Source organism: Paenibacillus sp. FSL R5-0887 (genome assembly GCF_038002305.1).
GTDB lineage: Bacteria > Bacillota > Bacilli > Paenibacillales > Paenibacillaceae > Paenibacillus_AQ > Paenibacillus_AQ odorifer.
Map to the genome: position 1 here is coordinate 1,408,952 of NZ_JBBOCE010000002.1, position 17,646 is coordinate 1,426,597.

11 protein-coding genes, 3 rRNA genes and 2 riboswitches are annotated in these 17,646 nt (G+C 45.1%); of the genes, 2 read left to right on the forward strand and 12 right to left on the reverse strand.

The features are described 5' to 3' along the window. The first annotated feature begins 9 nt into the window (after positions 1–9). Together tsaA and MKY14_RS24170 are read left to right on the forward strand one after the other, a co-directional pair. Positions 10–456 (forward strand): tRNA (N6-threonylcarbamoyladenosine(37)-N6)-methyltransferase TrmO, encoded by a 447-nt coding sequence (gene tsaA / locus MKY14_RS24165; RefSeq protein WP_076148050.1) that lies wholly within the window; start codon positions 10–12, stop codon positions 454–456. A 50-nt stretch (positions 457–506) separates the two neighbouring features. Next, the gene (locus MKY14_RS24170; RefSeq protein WP_076148047.1) at positions 507–1,424 is read left to right on the forward strand and encodes an AraC family transcriptional regulator; all 918 of its coding nucleotides are present in this window, start codon (positions 507–509) and stop codon (positions 1,422–1,424) included. Between the two features lie 106 nt (positions 1,425–1,530). Here the strand turns inward: MKY14_RS24170 and MKY14_RS24175 are convergent, their stop codons facing one another. The 12 genes from MKY14_RS24175 to MKY14_RS24230 all read right to left on the reverse strand — a co-directional run bounded on the left by MKY14_RS24175 (position 1,531) and on the right by MKY14_RS24230 (position 17,258). Further along, positions 1,531–2,718 carry a DUF4179 domain-containing protein gene (locus MKY14_RS24175; protein ID WP_076128451.1) on the reverse strand — a complete coding sequence of 396 codons (1,188 nt, stop codon included), beginning with the start codon at positions 2,716–2,718 and terminating at the stop codon, positions 1,531–1,533. Then, positions 2,693–3,280 carry an RNA polymerase sigma factor gene (locus tag MKY14_RS24180; RefSeq protein ID WP_076128449.1) on the reverse strand — a complete coding sequence of 196 codons (588 nt, stop codon included), beginning with the start codon at positions 3,278–3,280 and terminating at the stop codon, positions 2,693–2,695. The genes MKY14_RS24175 and MKY14_RS24180 overlap by 26 nt, the downstream gene beginning before the upstream one ends. Positions 3,281–3,476: 196 nt before the next feature. Next, positions 3,477–4,229, reverse strand: a complete 753-nt coding sequence (locus MKY14_RS24185) for an acyl-[acyl-carrier-protein] thioesterase (protein WP_340977532.1) — start codon at positions 4,227–4,229, stop codon at positions 3,477–3,479. Positions 4,230–4,466: 237 nt separating this feature from the next. Further along, positions 4,467–4,583 (reverse strand): 5S ribosomal RNA (rrf, locus tag MKY14_RS24190). A gap of 127 nt (positions 4,584–4,710) precedes the next feature. After that, positions 4,711–7,634, reverse strand: a 23S ribosomal RNA gene (locus MKY14_RS24195). A gap of 262 nt (positions 7,635–7,896) precedes the next feature. Then, positions 7,897–9,454: ribosomal RNA gene (locus MKY14_RS24200) — 16S ribosomal RNA — on the reverse strand. Together the 16S, 23S and 5S rRNA genes form the textbook arrangement of a ribosomal RNA operon. A 366-nt stretch (positions 9,455–9,820) precedes the next feature. Further along, positions 9,821–10,630, reverse strand: coding sequence for a transglutaminase-like domain-containing protein (locus MKY14_RS24205; RefSeq protein ID WP_081387329.1), 810 nt, complete (start codon positions 10,628–10,630; stop codon positions 9,821–9,823). Between the two features lie 13 nt (positions 10,631–10,643). Further along, a riboswitch (cyclic di-GMP riboswitch) is annotated at positions 10,644–10,724 on the reverse strand. 74 nt (positions 10,725–10,798) lie between these two features. Next, positions 10,799–10,881: riboswitch (cyclic di-GMP riboswitch) on the reverse strand. 119 nt (positions 10,882–11,000) lie between these two features. Further along, entirely contained in the window at positions 11,001–11,660 is a 660-nt protein-coding gene (locus MKY14_RS24210) for a class D sortase (protein ID WP_280753245.1), read from the reverse strand. A gap of 102 nt (positions 11,661–11,762) precedes the next feature. Further along, the gene (locus MKY14_RS24215) at positions 11,763–12,170 is read right to left on the reverse strand and encodes a GtrA family protein (protein ID WP_076130538.1); all 408 of its coding nucleotides are present in this window, start codon (positions 12,168–12,170) and stop codon (positions 11,763–11,765) included. Continuing rightward, complete coding sequence (locus tag MKY14_RS24220) at positions 12,157–13,137, reverse strand: glycosyltransferase family 2 protein (RefSeq protein ID WP_038568643.1); 981 nt, start codon at positions 13,135–13,137, stop codon at positions 12,157–12,159. The genes MKY14_RS24215 and MKY14_RS24220 overlap by 14 nt, the downstream gene beginning before the upstream one ends. Before the next feature lie 97 nt (positions 13,138–13,234). Further along, entirely contained in the window at positions 13,235–15,013 is a 1,779-nt protein-coding gene (locus tag MKY14_RS24225; RefSeq protein ID WP_076307381.1) for a phospholipid carrier-dependent glycosyltransferase, read from the reverse strand. After that, positions 15,003–17,258: a glycosyltransferase 87 family protein gene (locus tag MKY14_RS24230; protein ID WP_340977535.1), complete on the reverse strand. Its 2,256-nt coding sequence runs from the start codon at positions 17,256–17,258 to the stop codon at positions 15,003–15,005. The genes MKY14_RS24225 and MKY14_RS24230 overlap by 11 nt, the downstream gene beginning before the upstream one ends. Positions 17,259–17,646: the final 388 nt, after the last annotated feature.

Sequence of the window (17,646 nt, forward strand, 5' to 3'; positions counted from 1 at the left end):
TCATAGTCAATGAATGAACAAGAAAGCTATAATATATTATCTATAGGATCGGTTAGAGGTACAGCACATAATTTGCGGCTTGAAATCAACCCGGAATTCAGACCAGCGCTTAAAGGTTTATCTCAGTTTAGTCATTGCCAAGTGCTTTGGTGGCTGCATGAGTTTGCAGAGGATCATTTCCGGCAGACTACACAGATTCAGCCTCCTTATGATGCGACCTTAACTGGAGTATTCGCTTCCCGTTCCCCTATTCGCCCTAATCCGATTGGGCTAAGTGTAGCAGCAATCCTGTCTGTCGATGTAGACTCTGGAATAGTAGAGGTGGCCGGGCTTGATGCCTATCCGGGCACACCGGTTCTCGACATCAAAGCCTATTTTCCTAGTGCAGATCGCGTAATGGAAGTGACAGTTCCCGATTGGGCTGCTGTTTGGGGCGACTGGACAGCAAATCATTGAAGTAATCGTGCTAGACACCATTTCTATTAACTGTTATGGGAGGACATCTCTTGAACAATCACCAACTAATCATTCAAGCCTTAGATCTCATTGAGGATCGCTTAACCACGTTTCTTCCTGTAGCTGTCCTCTCCAAAGAAATGGGATACTCCCTTTATCATTTCACCCGTCTATTTCAAGCAGTCACTGGGATAGCACCCGGCGACTATATAGCCAGACGCAAAATCACTGAAGCAGCCTTAGACATTCATCGAATGCCAGAACGTTCACTCCAGGACATCTCATTAGACTATAACTTTAGTAACTATGAGACCTTTACCCGTGCCTTCAAAAGAATGCTGCACACGACTCCCTCTCTTGTTCGAAAAAGACTTACTGAAACGAAACTCCCTTTGCTCCCTAGACTATATGAACAGGATCTACTTCAAGTCCTTTCTGATAGTGATCTCTCCCCCCAGCTCGTTGATTTCGGAGAAATTATACTTCAAGGACCCGTAGTTAAAGTAGACCTAGATTTCTCCGTCATTTCTGATACTTGGCCTTTGCTTTTCAATAAGGTAGCCACTATATCGAATAGAATACAGCCTGAAAAATATTATCAGCTTGGCTTCTGGCCAGATGACTATGAGAGTAATGGGTTTTCGATCATGTGTGCCTGCGAGCTTAGTCCTATAAAAGCAGACCACAATCAGACTTTCCCCCTTCAGATCTTACCACCCATACGTTATCTGAAATTCATCCATAAAGGCCGCTCTTGTGATATCCCTTCTACCTATAAATATATCTACGGAATCTGGCTGCCGAAAACAGAATACAGGATGTCCATTCCATTTGAATTGGAATATTATGGTGAATTGTACCTTGGACCAGATAACGAAAACTCGGTGAGTGAAATCTACATTCCATTAGAATTTTTACAAGAAGAGACTACGTTGTCGTCTTTTATAGATTACAACCGTTACTCTTAGAAATATAAAGATATTATAGTTTTGCAGCTTATAAATTCTCATTTTTTAACAAAAAGCCCGTATCTGCTATGCAGACACGGGCTTTTTTTGCTTATGGGATTAATAGTTACTTTTGCTCCACCTGAATCGTTTGTTCAAGCTCCGGATAATAATGTTTAACTTGTTTTCCTTCTTCATCCCTTAATGCTTTATGATTTTCATCAATGGAGTAAGTAAACGGCTTAACTGTAATTGTCTTTGGTGTTTGCGCGAACGGTATGAAATCTTTGTCTACCAAAGGATAGACTATAGCTGGCAAGTTAAATGAACCACCCGATGAGAACGCATTACCTAGTTCATCAACGATTTCATAGAACATTTCAGAGGTTGTGTATCCATCCTTTTCTTTCACAGTTGGCGCTTTACCTTCTTCGCTGAGCTGTAATCTGCTTGTGGCTGGAGTTAATTCCAGCTTGGTAATCGTATAACTGAATTCTTCTGCCTCTTTTGTTTGGTTCAGATCAAGCTTGATAATTCCTTCCGTTACTTTTTTCACCGGCACCTTGATTACAAAAGGCTCTGCAATTTGTGTAACCGGCACACTGATGCTTAATTCAAATTCATCCCCCAAAGCCTCTATATTATTTAGATTTCTGTAATCGTATAAAATAGCATTCTTTTTTCCCTCAACATCACCAAAAGATGACATTTGGCTCTCCAGTTTTTTCCCATTCGGCAATTTCACTTCTGCTGAACCCAACAACCCTTTTTCGGACTGGTTCATTGTCACTTTCGCATGTTGTTCTGTTAGCGATGGATCGAACTCAATCGGTTCAATAATCATCTCAGCCATCATCTTATCATTATCAATGCCTTCCCGTTCAATCGCAAAAGCCAACCGCGAGCCGTCATAATAGGCATCGGTAACCTTTAAGGTCACTCCATCATGGGTAACGCTTTGGTTAGGGGCAGTAGATAATCCTTTTTCCTCAGCAGCATTTAGACCTTTATCGTCAATCCCCTTAAAAATACTTCCTACAACAGGAATCTGCTTCAATGTTTCAGCCATGACCGGGGATACAAATCCGCTACCGATTATCCCCGCACCCAACACTGCTGCTGCCGAGGCAGCCACCAATGATTTTTTCAGAAACTTATTTCCATTCTTTCTTGACGCTCGTTTTTCCATTCCCTCGTCTCCTATTCGCTTCATAATTGAATCGCTGAAACTGTCTACCGGCATTTCATGATTTTGGAATGTTTGACGAATGTGCTCCATCTTCTGACTTTCAGTTCGATCTTGCCATTTCTCCATGAGGGCTGCCTCCTTCATTCATTCTTTGCCGGACTAACTTTTTGCGTAGACGTTCAAATTTCTTGCGTAAAGTAGCTGAATTACAATCCATAATCTGACCCATTTCTTCAAAGCTGTACTGCTCAACCACCTTAAGAATCAGGAGATTGCTCTCTTCGGCTGTCAGGTCATCCATAAATAACTTCTGCAATGGCTCCTCATCGTTAGGATTATAATAGGCTTTGGGCTGCTGCTCTTTATATAGCGACAACAGACGGTTTCTTCGCTTGCGTTTGCGAACCTGATCCAGACAATGATGATAGGCCACTTTATACAACCATGCACTAAAAGAGACTCGTTTCTCATAACGTCTGAGTTCCTGATACACTTTTACAAATATATCTTGCACAGCATCCTCTGCTTCTTCATGACTTCTCAAAATATAATAGCAATACGTATAAATCTTTCTTTCATAGGCTTGTATTATAGTTCTATAGGCTTCGCGGTTACCCGCAAGAACCTGATCGATAGCCTCTTCAATTATTGTTTGATTCACTTGGACCCCGGGGCTGCGACGTTCCAAAGAATCACCTCCTTGTTATTGACTACAACTATATAACGAATGTGATCCCTTTAATTGTGACAGGCTCAAAAAAATTTTCCAAATATGTTAGAAACATCATCCGTTTTCAATAAAAAAAGCGATTGCCCCGATTGATGTTCGGAGAAATCGCTTTTATAATAATATTCCATATTTATAAATTACTTACTTATTCGTACTATTTGACACTTTTTAACGCTATACATGCTTCAAAATACACAGTATCACTATTCTGACCGCGTACATATATACCATCATCCGTTACAGCTGAACGTAAAATAGTCAGTTCATCCCCAAACTTAGCTTCTTGTAGATAAGTAATCCGGAAGCGTGTGAACTCTGCATTATCCCATTCCGCTAAAGTGAGCGCATCACAACATAAATCCCCGTATCGGGCATTATTCAAATGTCCGTTGCTATCCAGCCCACTATATCTTACCTGATACCGATAAGCTTCTTCCATAGTAATATCAGAAGGGATCGTTACCTTAACAGGCATATCGCCTACTGAATCGCCATTATAGTGCTTAACCTGAACTGGAAGGGCATTCGGTCTAAGTATCTTTCTCTTCTCAATATCTACTAAAGCCCATATGGATCGTGCTGTGGCGATTTCTATATGATCTGCATCGAAAATACGATAATCCCGTTGCCACAGTGCCCCTTTAGTGCCTTTGCTCCAGGTATGTACGCTAAGCACATCATTCGGGCGGGGAATACGCTTAAAATCAAGATCTAACGTAATCATCATCCAGCCCATTCCTGCATTCAGAATTTCTTCCACACTTATCCCCAAATTACCCACTGCGAAGTCTGCCGCACATTGCATGATATCCAGAACAAAGGATAACTTACCCTGCGAACGATAATCCGTGTCGCTCGCATGTACAGAAAAATCTTCTATCCACACAAGATTGCTACTGTTGTCCATTGTTTATCCTCCTGCCATGCAAAATATCCTTGCATTTACTTGAAGTATCCACATATACCACTGCTCTATCCACATAAATTGGGGACTACTTTCATTTTGAATATATTTTATTATTTCATCCACATGTTAGTAACTTTTATAATTTCGTTAATTCCCCATAACTTATCCACATTTTTAAAATTAAGCGGTAAAGGGAACAAAAAAGCCATTGTTGATAAATCAACAATGGCTTCGTGTGCTTGGCAACGTCCTACTCTCCCAGGACCCTTCGGTCCAAGTACCATCGGCGCTGGAGGGCTTAACGGTCGTGTTCGGGATGGGTACGCGTGGAACCCCTCCGCTATCGCCACCAAACATGCGTCTATGAAACAGACGCCGCCGCGTGAAATTCGGTTCATCACAGAAGTGAGAATGAATTTCTAAGCGTGTTACAGGCTTGATGCCTGAAAACTGAATCCGAAACGAATCTGCATTCTACGTATAGGATAAGCCCTCGACCGATTAGTATTGGTCAGCTCCATGCATTGCTGCACTTCCACCTCCAACCTATCTACCTCGTCGTCTTCAAGGGGTCTTACTAATTGGGAAATCTCATCTTGAGGGGGCTTCACGCTTAGATGCTTTCAGCGCTTATCCCGTCCGTACGTAGCTACCCAGCCATGCTCCTGGCGGAACAACTGGTGCACCAGCGGTACGTCCATCCCGGTCCTCTCGTACTAAGGACAGCTCCTCTCAAATTTCCTGCGCCCACGACAGATAGGGACCGAACTGTCTCACGACGTTCTGAACCCAGCTCGCGTACCGCTTTAATGGGCGAACAGCCCAACCCTTGGGACCTACTTCAGCCCCAGGATGCGATGAGCCGACATCGAGGTGCCAAACCTCCCCGTCGATGTGGACTCTTGGGGGAGATAAGCCTGTTATCCCCAGGGTAGCTTTTATCCGTTGAGCGATGGCCCTTCCATGCGGTACCACCGGATCACTAAGTCCGACTTTCGTCCCTGCTCGACTTGTAGGTCTCGCAGTCAAGCTCCCTTATGCCTTTGCACTCTGCGAATGATTTCCAACCATTCTGAGGGAACCTTGGAACGCCTCCGTTACTCTTTAGGAGGCGACCGCCCCAGTCAAACTGCCCGCCTGACACGGTCCCCGTACCCGGTAAGGGTACTAGGTTAGAACCTAGATACGATCAGGGTGGTATCCCAACGGCGCCTCCACCGAAGCTTGCGCTCCGATTTCTACGGCTCCCACCTATCCTGTACAGATCGTACCCAAATTCAATATCAAGCGCAGTAAAGCTCCATGGGGTCTTTCCGTCTTGTCGCGGGTAACCTGCATCTTCACAGGTATTAAAATTTCACCGGATCTCTCGTTGAGACAGCGCCCAAGTCGTTACGCCATTCGTGCGGGTCAGAATTTACCTGACAAGGAATTTCGCTACCTTAGGACCGTTATAGTTACGGCCGCCGTTTACTGGGGCTTCGGTTCATAGCTTCGGGTTACCCCTAACCACTCCCCTTAACCTTCCAGCACCGGGCAGGCGTCAGCCCGTATACTTCGCCTTGCGGCTTCGCACAGACCTGTGTTTTTGCTAAACAGTCGCTTGGGCCTTTTCACTGCGGCCCCCTCGTGCTATTCACACTACCGGGGCACCCCTTCTCCCGAAGTTACGGGGTCATTTTGCCGAGTTCCTTAACGAGAGTTCTTCCGCGCGCCTTAGAATTCTCTTCTCGCCTACCTGTGTCGGTTTGCGGTACGGGCACCTTCTCCTGGCTAGAGGCTTTTCTTGGCAGTGTGAGATCATGACCTTCGCTACTATAATTTTCGCTCCCCATCACAGCCCAGCCTTAACGATGTGCGGATTTGCCTACACATCAGCCTCACTGCTTAGACGGACATCCATCAGTCCGCGTCACTACCCTCCTGCGTCACCCCATCGCTCATAGCGGATTACGGTGGTACAGTAATTTCAAACTGTTGTCCTTCGACTACGCCTTTCGGCCTCGCCTTAGGTCCCGACTTACCCTGAGCGGACGAGCCTTCCTCAGGAAACCTTGGGCTTTCGGCGGATCAGATTCTCACTGATCTTTTCGTTACTCATACCGGCATTCTCACTTGTGTAGTGTCCAGCGCTCTTTTCAGTACACCTTCAACCCCTACACAACGCTCCCCTACCCCAGATACATACGTATCTAGCCATAGCTTCGGTGGTGTGTTTAGCCCCGTTACATTTTCGGCGCAGAGTCACTCGACCAGTGAGCTATTACGCACTCTTTCAATGGTGGTGCTTCTAAGCCAACATCCTGGTTGTCTGTGCAACTCCACATCCTTTCCCACTTAACACACACTTGGGGACCTTAGCTGATGGTCTGGGCTGTTTCCCTTTTGACAATGGATCTTAGCACTCACTGTCTGACTCCCGGCAATAAGTATATGGCATTCGGAGTTTGACTGAGCTTGGTAATCCTTGCGGACCCCGCACCCAATCAGTGCTCTACCTCCACTACTCTTATACCGAGGCTAGCCCTAAAGCTATTTCGGGGAGAACCAGCTATCTCCGAGTTCGATTGGAATTTCTCCGCTACCCCCACCTCATCCCCGCACTTTTCAACGTACGTGGGTTCGGGCCTCCAGTGCGTGTTACCGCACCTTCACCCTGGACAGGGGTAGATCACACGGTTTCGGGTCTACGTCCACATACTAATTCGCCCTATTCAGACTCGCTTTCGCTGCGGCTCCACCTTCTCGGCTTAACCTTGCATGTTAAACGTAACTCGCCGGTTCATTCTACAAAAGGCACGCCATCACCCATTAATAGGGCTCTGACTTTTTGTAAGCACACGGTTTCAGGTTCTATTTCACTCCCCTTCCGGGGTGCTTTTCACCTTTCCCTCACGGTACTGTTTCACTATCGGTCGCCAGGTAGTATTTAGCCTTAGCAGATGGTCCTGCTGGATTCATACGGGGTTTCACGTGCCCCGCACTACTCGGGATCCGTCTCGGAGAGAATACAGTTTAGGTTACAGGGCTTTTACCTCTATCGCGGGCCTTTCCAGACCTCTTCACCTACCATATTCCTTTGTAACTCCATGTGAGACGTCCCACAACCCCTAAGAGCAAGCTCTTAGGTTTAGGCTGTTCCGCGTTCGCTCGCCGCTACTGACGGAATCACTATTGTTTTCTCTTCCTCAGGGTACTTAGATGTTTCAGTTCCCCTGGTCTGCCTCTACATTTCCTATGTATTCAGAAATGAGTAACTGCGAATTACCACAGCTGGGTTTCCCCATTCGGACACCCCCGGATCAAAGCTTGCTTACAGCTCCCCGAGGCAGTTTCGTTGTTCGCCACGTCCTTCTTCGGCTCCTGGCGCCTAGGCATCCTCCGTGTGCTCTTATTAGCTTAACCTTGATTTTTCCGCAGGAAAATATCATACGATGACATTCTCTTTGGAATCATCTCACTAATAACATTTACTTGTTTACACAAGTTGCTAAAAGATGTTCTAAAACGCAAATTCGTTTCGGTATCCAGTTTTCAAGGATCAAGTCTTACTTGAGAGCTTAAACTCTCAAAACTGAGCAACGAGTGAGTAACAGGCCTAAACCTGAGTTTTGGAAGCTTAGCTTCCGATTTGAATGTTCTCATTGCAGAGAACGATTCTCCATAGAAAGGAGGTGATCCAGCCGCACCTTCCGATACGGCTACCTTGTTACGACTTCACCCCAATCATCTACCCCACCTTCGGCGGCTGGCTCCCTTGCGGGTTACCCCACCGACTTCGGGTGTTGTAAACTCTCGTGGTGTGACGGGCGGTGTGTACAAGACCCGGGAACGTATTCACCGCGGCATGCTGATCCGCGATTACTAGCAATTCCGACTTCATGCAGGCGAGTTGCAGCCTGCAATCCGAACTGAGACCGGCTTTGATGGGATTGGCTCCACCTCGCGGCTTCGCTTCCCGTTGTACCGGCCATTGTAGTACGTGTGTAGCCCAGGTCATAAGGGGCATGATGATTTGACGTCATCCCCACCTTCCTCCGGTTTGTCACCGGCAGTCACTCTAGAGTGCCCAGCATTACCTGCTGGCAACTAAAGTTAAGGGTTGCGCTCGTTGCGGGACTTAACCCAACATCTCACGACACGAGCTGACGACAACCATGCACCACCTGTCTCCTCTGTCCCGAAGGCCGCCACTATCTCTAGTGGATTCAGAGGGATGTCAAGACCTGGTAAGGTTCTTCGCGTTGCTTCGAATTAAACCACATACTCCACTGCTTGTGCGGGTCCCCGTCAATTCCTTTGAGTTTCAGTCTTGCGACCGTACTCCCCAGGCGGAGTGCTTACTGTGTTAACTTCGGCACCAAGGGTATCGAAACCCCTAACACCTAGCACTCATCGTTTACGGCGTGGACTACCAGGGTATCTAATCCTGTTTGCTCCCCACGCTTTCGCGCCTCAGCGTCAGTTACAGCCCAGAAAGTCGCCTTCGCCACTGGTGTTCCTCCACATATCTACGCATTTCACCGCTACACGTGGAATTCCACTTTCCTCTTCTGTACTCAAGCCACCCAGTTTCCAGTGCGACCTCAGGTTGAGCCCAAGGTTTAAACACCAGACTTAAATAGCCGCCTGCGCGCGCTTTACGCCCAATAATTCCGGACAACGCTTGCCCCCTACGTATTACCGCGGCTGCTGGCACGTAGTTAGCCGGGGCTTTCTTCTCAGGTACCGTCACTCCGATAGCAGTTACTCTACCGGACGTTCTTCCCTGGCAACAGAGCTTTACGATCCGAAAACCTTCATCACTCACGCGGCGTTGCTCCGTCAGGCTTTCGCCCATTGCGGAAGATTCCCTACTGCTGCCTCCCGTAGGAGTCTGGGCCGTGTCTCAGTCCCAGTGTGGCCGTTCACCCTCTCAGGTCGGCTACGCATCGTCGCCTTGGTGGGCCGTTACCCCACCAACTAGCCAATGCGCCGCAGGCCCATCCCTCAGTGACAGATTGCTCCGTCTTTCATTCTTCTCTCAGGAGAAAAAAGAAATTATCCGGTATTAGCTACCGTTTCCGGTAGTTATCCCAGTCTGAAGGGCAGGTTGCCTACGTGTTACTCACCCGTCCGCCGCTAAGTCATTTTGAAAGCAAGCTTTCAAAATGACTCCGCTCGACTTGCATGTATTAGGCACGCCGCCAGCGTTCGTCCTGAGCCAGGATCAAACTCTCCAATTAGTATTGAAAAGAGCGATATGCTCATTTTGAAACATCTGACGAGAAAATTAATTCTCTAATTTGGATTTCACTTGCGTGATTTCCTACTCACTCGTTGTTCAGTTTTCAAAGATCAAGTTCTCGTTGGCGCCGTTTAATGTCTCAGCAGCAACTCTTATAATATATCATGTTGTTTTCAGAAATGCAAGCTTTATTTTTCGAAGCTTTTTATCAGCCTCGTCTATATCGCCTGTACGCTGTCTAACAACGCTTACCTATAATACCCCAACTATTAATAGAAAAGCAACCCCTAATATAAAAATAAACAACTAGCTTAATAATTAAGCTAGTTGTTTATTTAATAGGGTTATATTTCTAGCGACGAACTTAATAGTATTTTGCCGCAGTATATTTGCTTGAGGCTTTAATTAAATCGGTTTTCTTATCACTCTTTGAAAGTCCTGCATCCACTGTAGTATCAATGGTAACCCACTTCCCATTAAGCAACACTTCGTTCCAGGCATGATATTGCGTAACGTAGCTTGTATTCCCCATTACCAACTTAGCAGGAACATCTACACTCCGCAGCATTGCGGCAAAAAGAGAAGCGTAATCATAGCAAATCCCTTTTTTAGTAGTCAATGTCTTATCGATGCTTGGAATATAATCAGTAGTTACACTATTAGCAAGAGAGTAATCATATTGTACATTCGCAACTACATAGTTATAGATCGCTTTAACTTTCTCTTCGTCTGTTGTTTTGCCTTGTACTAATTGTTTAGCTTTGACAATCGCTTTATCAGAAGAACTCCATTTCACATTCTGTACGGAGCCCAAATATACGGAATTCGAGTCACTCATGGTTACGTCTACTACTTCGGAATATAACGCTTTGTATTTATTGCCGGTTGTATTCTCCAGAACAGAAACCTTATAAGTCCCATTTCCTTGTTGCAAAGGGAAGTCCTCAGCTTGTCCAGAAGCATACAAGTTATATGTATAGCTGCTGTTATCTTTGGTGATCATGAGTTTGATTCTTTTATCTTTCGGAATATCATAGTTAATACCAATAACACCTTGAGCCACTTTGGATGTAATCAACCAGCTGGCATCTGCACTTGCAGCTTGAGCTGTACTTACCGGAACTGAAGTCATTAGGACGAACAACGCCACCAGCATAAAATAAACCTTTTTCACGGATAAAACTCCTTTCGGTAGCTGGCTGCCATCCTTTCGGGAAGGCCCTTTAGCTTTGCGTCCCTACCTTTCGATAGGTTTGCCGTTATCGTATAAGCTCTATCTGTTCTAGCTTTACTAGATATAATTGATAGAATCCATTTGAAACAAACAAAAAAAGCCTCTTCATTCGGTAGCTGGCTGCCATCCTTTCGGGAAAAGGCCCTTTAGCTTTGCGTCCCTACCTTTCGGAAGGTTTGCCGTTATCGTGTTTAGCTTTCATAGTATAATACTATCATATTTATAGTTGTGAACAAGACCTAATTTACTAGATTACCCATTATTTTATAAATATCTCCCGGTATTTGTGTTTTCTTGTCATTCACTATTCTCATTTTGTTAATTTGGCATGAACAATCAGCCGATGCGTTGGATTCACTAGCGGATCACATGTAATCAGAGTAAGAATCTTATCCTTGTCATTCCCGTCAAGAACGGAGACATCACTCGGATCTACAACAGAAATATCGTATACCTCATAGTTAAACACCTGATCACTAGTCTTTACCGTGATAACATCCCCCACAACAACCTCATTCAATCTGTTAAACAAACGACCCGTAGTTCGAGCCCGATGCGCCGCGATTGCAGCATTCCCGATCTCTCCAAGGGGTGCCGTTTCTTTCATATGGGCTGCAGCATGTTTCATATTAGCTTTTGTAGCCCCTTCTAATACAGGCAGCTTCAAATCAATCTTATCGATTTCAATTAGTGCGATTACTTTGCCACCGACTTCAATCTCCGGTTCAGGCTTTTCTGTCTCTTGGGGTTGGGGCTGTGCCTGGGCATCCAGAACCGATTCCTCTGCTAACAGCTGAGTAACTTCAGCATACCTGCTCCTCAGATCTGACTGGGGAGTACTATCGGCAGTGCTTAGTTCAGCCGTTTCTAATAACTTCTCCTGCTGCCTGTCGTTGTACCATTCGTTAGCTGTCGGATATAACATGATAAGTATCCCAGCCAGTATGAGTAGATAGGAGAATTTACGCAATGTTATTCACCTCCGTATATTGTTTCTATGGTTATATACAAATCAAGCAGAAACAGCTACTTGCCTTTAAGCATAGCAACTCCTTCTGCCTGAAATTAATGTTTAAAATACCCATTTACGACTTCCAAAGAAATTGATGATCACCGTGATAAAGGTAACCAGCACCTTCGAGATCAAGACTTGAATACCTAGTTTGTCTGTCAACAGATGCATTAGCAGCAGTGATATTCCGAGCACTACCAGATTCAGCACGATAAACTTGACCAGCTGCACGCGGTCGAAGCCTTCTTTATTCCCCCGGTTGCGATCACGAAAGGTAACTTTTTTATTCAAAATAAAGCTATTCGCCGTGCCTGCACTATAGGAGATCACCTGCGCCAATGCGTATACCATCCCTAGTGAATTCAACAATGTAAAAATCACAAAATCAATAAGCGTATTGAGCAAACCTACGGCATTAAATTTGAGGAACTGTATGAATGCAGCGCGCAAGTTCTTATCTGACATCATTGTGGTCCTTCCGGCGGTCCAGTTGTTCTTCGTTCTGGTAGCCTTTAGTCTCACTAACAATATATAGCGGTCTATCTTTAGACTCGTCATAAATCCGTCCGATATACTCCCCAATCACACCCAACAGCATCAGAACGATACCGTTAAAGAGCAGATTAACGCCTACAATGGAAGCCCAGCCCGGAACCGTCCAGGAGGTAAAAAATATCTTTTGAAACAAGACGAAAAATAAATAGAGAAAGCTAGAGAATGAAAGGAAGAATCCAATATACGTAGCAATCTTAAGCGGCTTATGTGAAAAAGAGGTGATGCCATCTAACGCAAAACGAATCATTTTCTTCAGCGGATATTTGGTTTCTCCGGCAAAACGTTCTTCCCGTTCATATTCCACCATAGTCTGCTTGAAGCCAACCCAGCTCACCAAACCTCTGACATAGCGGTTCTTTTCTTTAAGTCCCCGCAGGACATCACATACCTTACGGTCAATAAGACGGAAATCGCCTGTATCCGTAGGAATATCCACACTTGTCATACTGCTGAGCAGGCGGTAAAAAAGCTTCGCGGTGACCTTTTTGAACATCGTTTCTCCGTGGCGCTTCAGGCGTTTCGCATATACAACGTCGTAGCCCTCTTTCCACTTCTCGATCATTTGCAGAATGACCTCCGGAGGATCCTGAAGATCAGCGTCAATAACAACAACCGCTTGACCTTCGGCATAGTCCATGCCAGCTGTAATCGCTACCTGATGTCCGAAATTACGCGAGAAGTCAATCAGCTTGACATGCTCGTCTCGTTCACAGATCTCCCGAATCATCTGGGCGGAACGATCACGACTGCCGTCATTGACGAAGACCAGCTCATAAGTATCGCCGCACTCGTCCATTACTTTTTTCAAACGTTCATAAGTATGGCTAATTACTTGCTCCTCATTGAACATGGGTACAATCACACTATATCTGGCTTTCACCTTTATTCCTCCTACAAGCTTTTTGGAGCGTTACATCCATCTACACTTCATAATAACGCTGCATGCATAAACTTATTTTATAGATTTTTATTAAATCCTAGAAAACCCAAGTAGGGAACCAACGCAGCATATCTTTCACGTAATCTCCACTGACCTGCATCCCTGACAGTACCGGGTAGAAAGCGATAAAGAGCAGCAAAGCAACGGCTACATAGACATACTGTACGTAACGGGCCTCAGGGAATTTACTATCCAGCAACTTCATTATATATACAATACCAAGAATCATAAATGGTACCATAGCAAAATAATGGTAAATAAATGTTTCTCTTGGGACAAGCATCCACGGAACATATTGCGAGAAGAAGGCGATCCAGATCATGTAGAGGTTCTTATCTTTACGTTTCAGCGTAATCCACAGCGTTGCCAGCATCGCAAAAATACCCGTCCACCAGATAAGAGGATTCCCCATAGTCACTATACTGCTGACCTGACCTTCCGGCAAACCTTCACCGCCGCTAAAGAACCAGACCGGTCTCTTCATAAACGGCCATTGCCACCATGAGGAAGCAAAAGGATGTGTAGCTACAAGCTGGCTGTGGTAGTTGTACATATTCTTTTGGGAATCAATCAAACCTTTTATAGTGAAGCCCTCTGCTGATGCAGATAACCCCGGCACAAAAGATAAGCTATAAATAATTACTGGAATAATTACAAAGAACCCGATACAACTAGCCAACGTAATAATAGTCTTTTTCCAAAAAGAATCTACTGCTTCACGACAGGTGCCCAGCAATTCCTTGTCTTTAATCTTCCCCTCTGCCAGCAGGCGTCCGGAGGCTTGGTATTCTCTGTAGCGTTCAAAAAGGGAGATAGCCAGCATAATGGCCAGCCCTGCTCCTCCATAGAGCACAATCCATTTCGAAGCTACGCCGATTCCGAAGAATAAGCCAGACCAGAATAACGGAATTAATGTTTTTCTTAAAGGCTGCTTGTAGAAATTCATTGTGTAATACCGCTGCATAAAATAGAACATCAACATAATGAAGAATACTCCGTATACGTCAATCGTGGAGATTCTTGTCTGTGTGAAATGCATGAAATCCAGTGCAAACAATCCTGCCGCGAGGGCGGCGTATTTGCTTTTCTTAAACAAACGCAGCGCCATTACATATATAAGAGGTAACATGGCAACTCCGAACAAGGTTCCGATAATACGCCAGCCGAATGGATTGACTCCGAACAGCTCCATACCTATGGCAATCAAAAGCTTGCCAAGCGGTGGATGCGTATTCTCGTAAGGCACTATCCCGTGTGTATATTCATAAGCTGTTCGCGCATGATAGATCTCGTCAAAATAAGTGCTATTCATAAAGTTAGAATATTTCGGAATGAGCGACTGCTCGTCAAAAAGATTGGCCGCTGCTCCTCTTTTAGGTACTGCGTTAGCATCCGGTGTCACACCGGCAATAGGAAGGGGGATTCTTTCTCCCCCCTGCTCATAAAAGGCCATTTCGTTCAAAGTGAACCCTGGAGAGGTAACTGTAAACTTCACATATCTCGCAGTAACGTTCAGGGGTTGGCTTTTCCAGATGAAGACATTCCCGACATCCTCACTGACATCCATCGGACTGCTCCAGACCTCAGGATTGTCGCTGAATTCCAGCTTGAACTTCCCCGTGCCCACGCCTCCAAAGATATTGACCCGTTCCAATGGTTTACTCTGCCCCAAATCTACATAGAAGCTTTCACCACTGGCAGCAGGCTCCCATAAGGTCTCTGGAGATTTAGTAGAGCCAAGATTATATAAAGCAAGCGCTGCGTAAACGGCCGTAATAGCTATTATGCATATCCAATCTATACGCTTAAACTTCATCGTTAAATCGCCCTCCCTTCTGATGCGGTTTAATTTGCCCGACAACTCTCAAATCTTCTTCATATTGTTCTTCCGGTGTAATTGGTGCTGGAAGAGGTTTTATTCCCTTGCGGACATACACATCGTATCCGATATTCAGCATATAAAGCAGTAATGCTAGATTAGCTATAGCAGTCACTAATACGATTCCGTCTGCACCCGGGCTAACATCTGCATTCAGGTGGGATAAGGTGTACGCCACATTGATGTATTGCGTTAAGCTGAATCCGAGAAATAGCGATAAAAAGCGGCGGTCCCGACTTTCTATATAAGTAAACAAACAAAGAATAAGAGCAGGGAACATATAACGTTCATGCATTTTGGTGCCAAGCACAAAGACCACTACTATAAGCACCATCCCGATAAAATAGGATTTGGTCAGGTCCAAGCGATCCTTTTTAAAGGAATAAAATGCCGCAACAGCTACAGCCACTAAAATAAATATGAAGCCCCATACACGGTATGGAATGCCAAGCCAGGTTAGATCAAGGGATGACCACATCGGATCAGTCAGTGCATACAGATTAAATGCATTCACTGAAGAATACGGATAGGAAGATAACGTACTCTTGTAAAGATCAATAATCCCTACCAGACCTCCGTTATTCCAGAAAAACGGTGCCGCAAGCAATCCGAAGATCCCTAATCCATACAAAGCTCCGAATCCAAGCTGCTTCCAAGCGCGGTGATGATAAAAAGCAAACAATAATACCGGCGTGAATATCAACGCTTGCGGTTTAATTAGCGTCGCTAAAGCAAACAAAATTGCGGAGCGAACAAACTTTTTGTTCGCAGCGCCATGGATACTGAGCAGCAGGAAGATCAAAAAGAATGAATCTGCTTGTCCCCAAGCCGCTGAATTAATAAGTACCGCTGGATTAAACAGAAACAACAACATTAAGCCGAAAGCTATTCCTGTGCCGAGTTTTTTGCGTGACATTTGATAAATGAAGTAGCCGAGCACCAAATCAGAAAGGATCGCAGGGAGCTTGAAGAGCAAATTCTCTCCAGCTGAGCCCTGAGTGAATCCTAAAACGCCACGAATGGCGCTAAGCACGTACAATATGTACAAATAGCCAGGAGGATAATCGGCAAAATAACCTTCTTCATAAAATTTGCCTGGACCTAAATCCACCATACGCTGTCCCCAAGAAATAAAGGTATTCATATCATTCTGATATCCTTGCGCGGTAAGACCAATCCACACTCTCAGGATAAAAGCAATTCCGATGGCAATGCTCAGCCATTTGGAATAAATATTCTCAGGCTGCTTCATAAGCTTCTCACTACGGAATGCCTTAGTATAAAGCACTGCAAAAAACACGCTAAACAGCGCTGAGATCAGCAACATCTTAGTTGGAGATACTTTATGTGGAGTGTCTGCCTTCTTGTCGCCGGCATCTGGACTAACCGCTGAACTATCCAGCGAAATGACGTTAGCCCCTTCAGGAGCCGCGTCTAATTTTTCTACAGCAAAATCATCAAAATAAGCCTTACCTTGAATCAAGCTAGAGTAGCCGCCCAGACTTGCGCCTATGCCAAATGACTTCTGCTCCGGTCCTGTCTGGCCGATATATTCAAGATACTGCCATTCACCTGCCGTATCAGTTACGCTGGGATACCCCCCGCCTACTCCAACGGCAAGAATGTTGGCGCCCATTCCCTCTCCTGCTGTACTTCCTACTTTGATCCATCCAGAGATTTTATAATAACTATTCGGCGTAGCCTCAATCGTCTGCACCCATTTCGAATGATTGGGCTCGATATTCTCAATGACTGCCGCCTTGCTGCCGGAATGAACTTCCTCCGATTGGATTGAAAGTAGGCCTGAATTATCTCCTGAAATCCACATATCCTTAGTCCAGTTAGAAGGCGCATCATCTCCCCCCTCCTCAAAGCCAGGGTTCTGCAATAGATTCCCCTCTGCATAAATGCTTGTTACAGGAAGCACAAACAATAACAGCATCAATACAGTCATTACGGCCGCACGTGTACTCTTGATCATCGTCCCAACCTCACCTCGTCCTATATTCATCTTAGTCCAGCCAAAAGCATATCCCTTCTGAAAAACAACTCCCGAATTAGTGTATTTCACCGTTGCTAAGAAATCATTTGGATTGATTTTCTCATAAAAGAGCATATAAATATAGGGTATGTTAACCTTATCTGGATCGCAGACCCTTCCATCCACAATATTCCATTCCATAGAATCGCCCTAAGCTTCAAGGCTCTTATATAGACTCTTATATAGAATAGAAGAATCGCAGTGGCTAAAGCAAATACCGGAGCAAAAAAACAGGCCATTCTATCAGCATAAAGCGAGAGAACTAACAAAATGGTAAGACCATAGGAACACCTAGGGGTTTGAAGTATTTTCAGTACAAAATAAACAGAGATCAGGATCAAGGAGGGAACAAATTGGACTCTAACGCCAAGGCTGCCTCGTCCTGAACATCACCTCTTCAACAATATAATCTAAATCATAGATGATGAAAAGCTAGAAACATAGACTAGCCTGAATGGTTAAGTGCCAACAAAAATATAAAAAAAGGGCCCCCTCAGTTATGAAGGAGCCGTTGAATGCACATCTGTAT

Excerpts from the sequence above, each read along its gene's own strand:
- tsaA (WP_076148050.1), top strand. The coding sequence starts at position 10 with ATGAATGAACAAGAAAGCTATAATATATTATCTATAGGATCGGTTAGA.
- MKY14_RS24175 (WP_076128451.1), bottom strand. The coding sequence starts at position 2,718 with ATGGAGAAATGGCAAGATCGAACTGAAAGTCAGAAGATGGAGCACATT.
- MKY14_RS24185 (WP_340977532.1), bottom strand. The coding sequence starts at position 4,229 with ATGGACAACAGTAGCAATCTTGTGTGGATAGAAGATTTTTCTGTACAT.
- MKY14_RS24215 (WP_076130538.1), bottom strand. The coding sequence starts at position 12,170 with ATGATGTCAGATAAGAACTTGCGCGCTGCATTCATACAGTTCCTCAAA.
- MKY14_RS24225 (WP_076307381.1), bottom strand. The coding sequence starts at position 15,013 with ATGAAGTTTAAGCGTATAGATTGGATATGCATAATAGCTATTACGGCC.
- MKY14_RS24230 (WP_340977535.1), bottom strand. The coding sequence starts at position 17,258 with ATGGAATGGAATATTGTGGATGGAAGGGTCTGCGATCCAGATAAGGTT.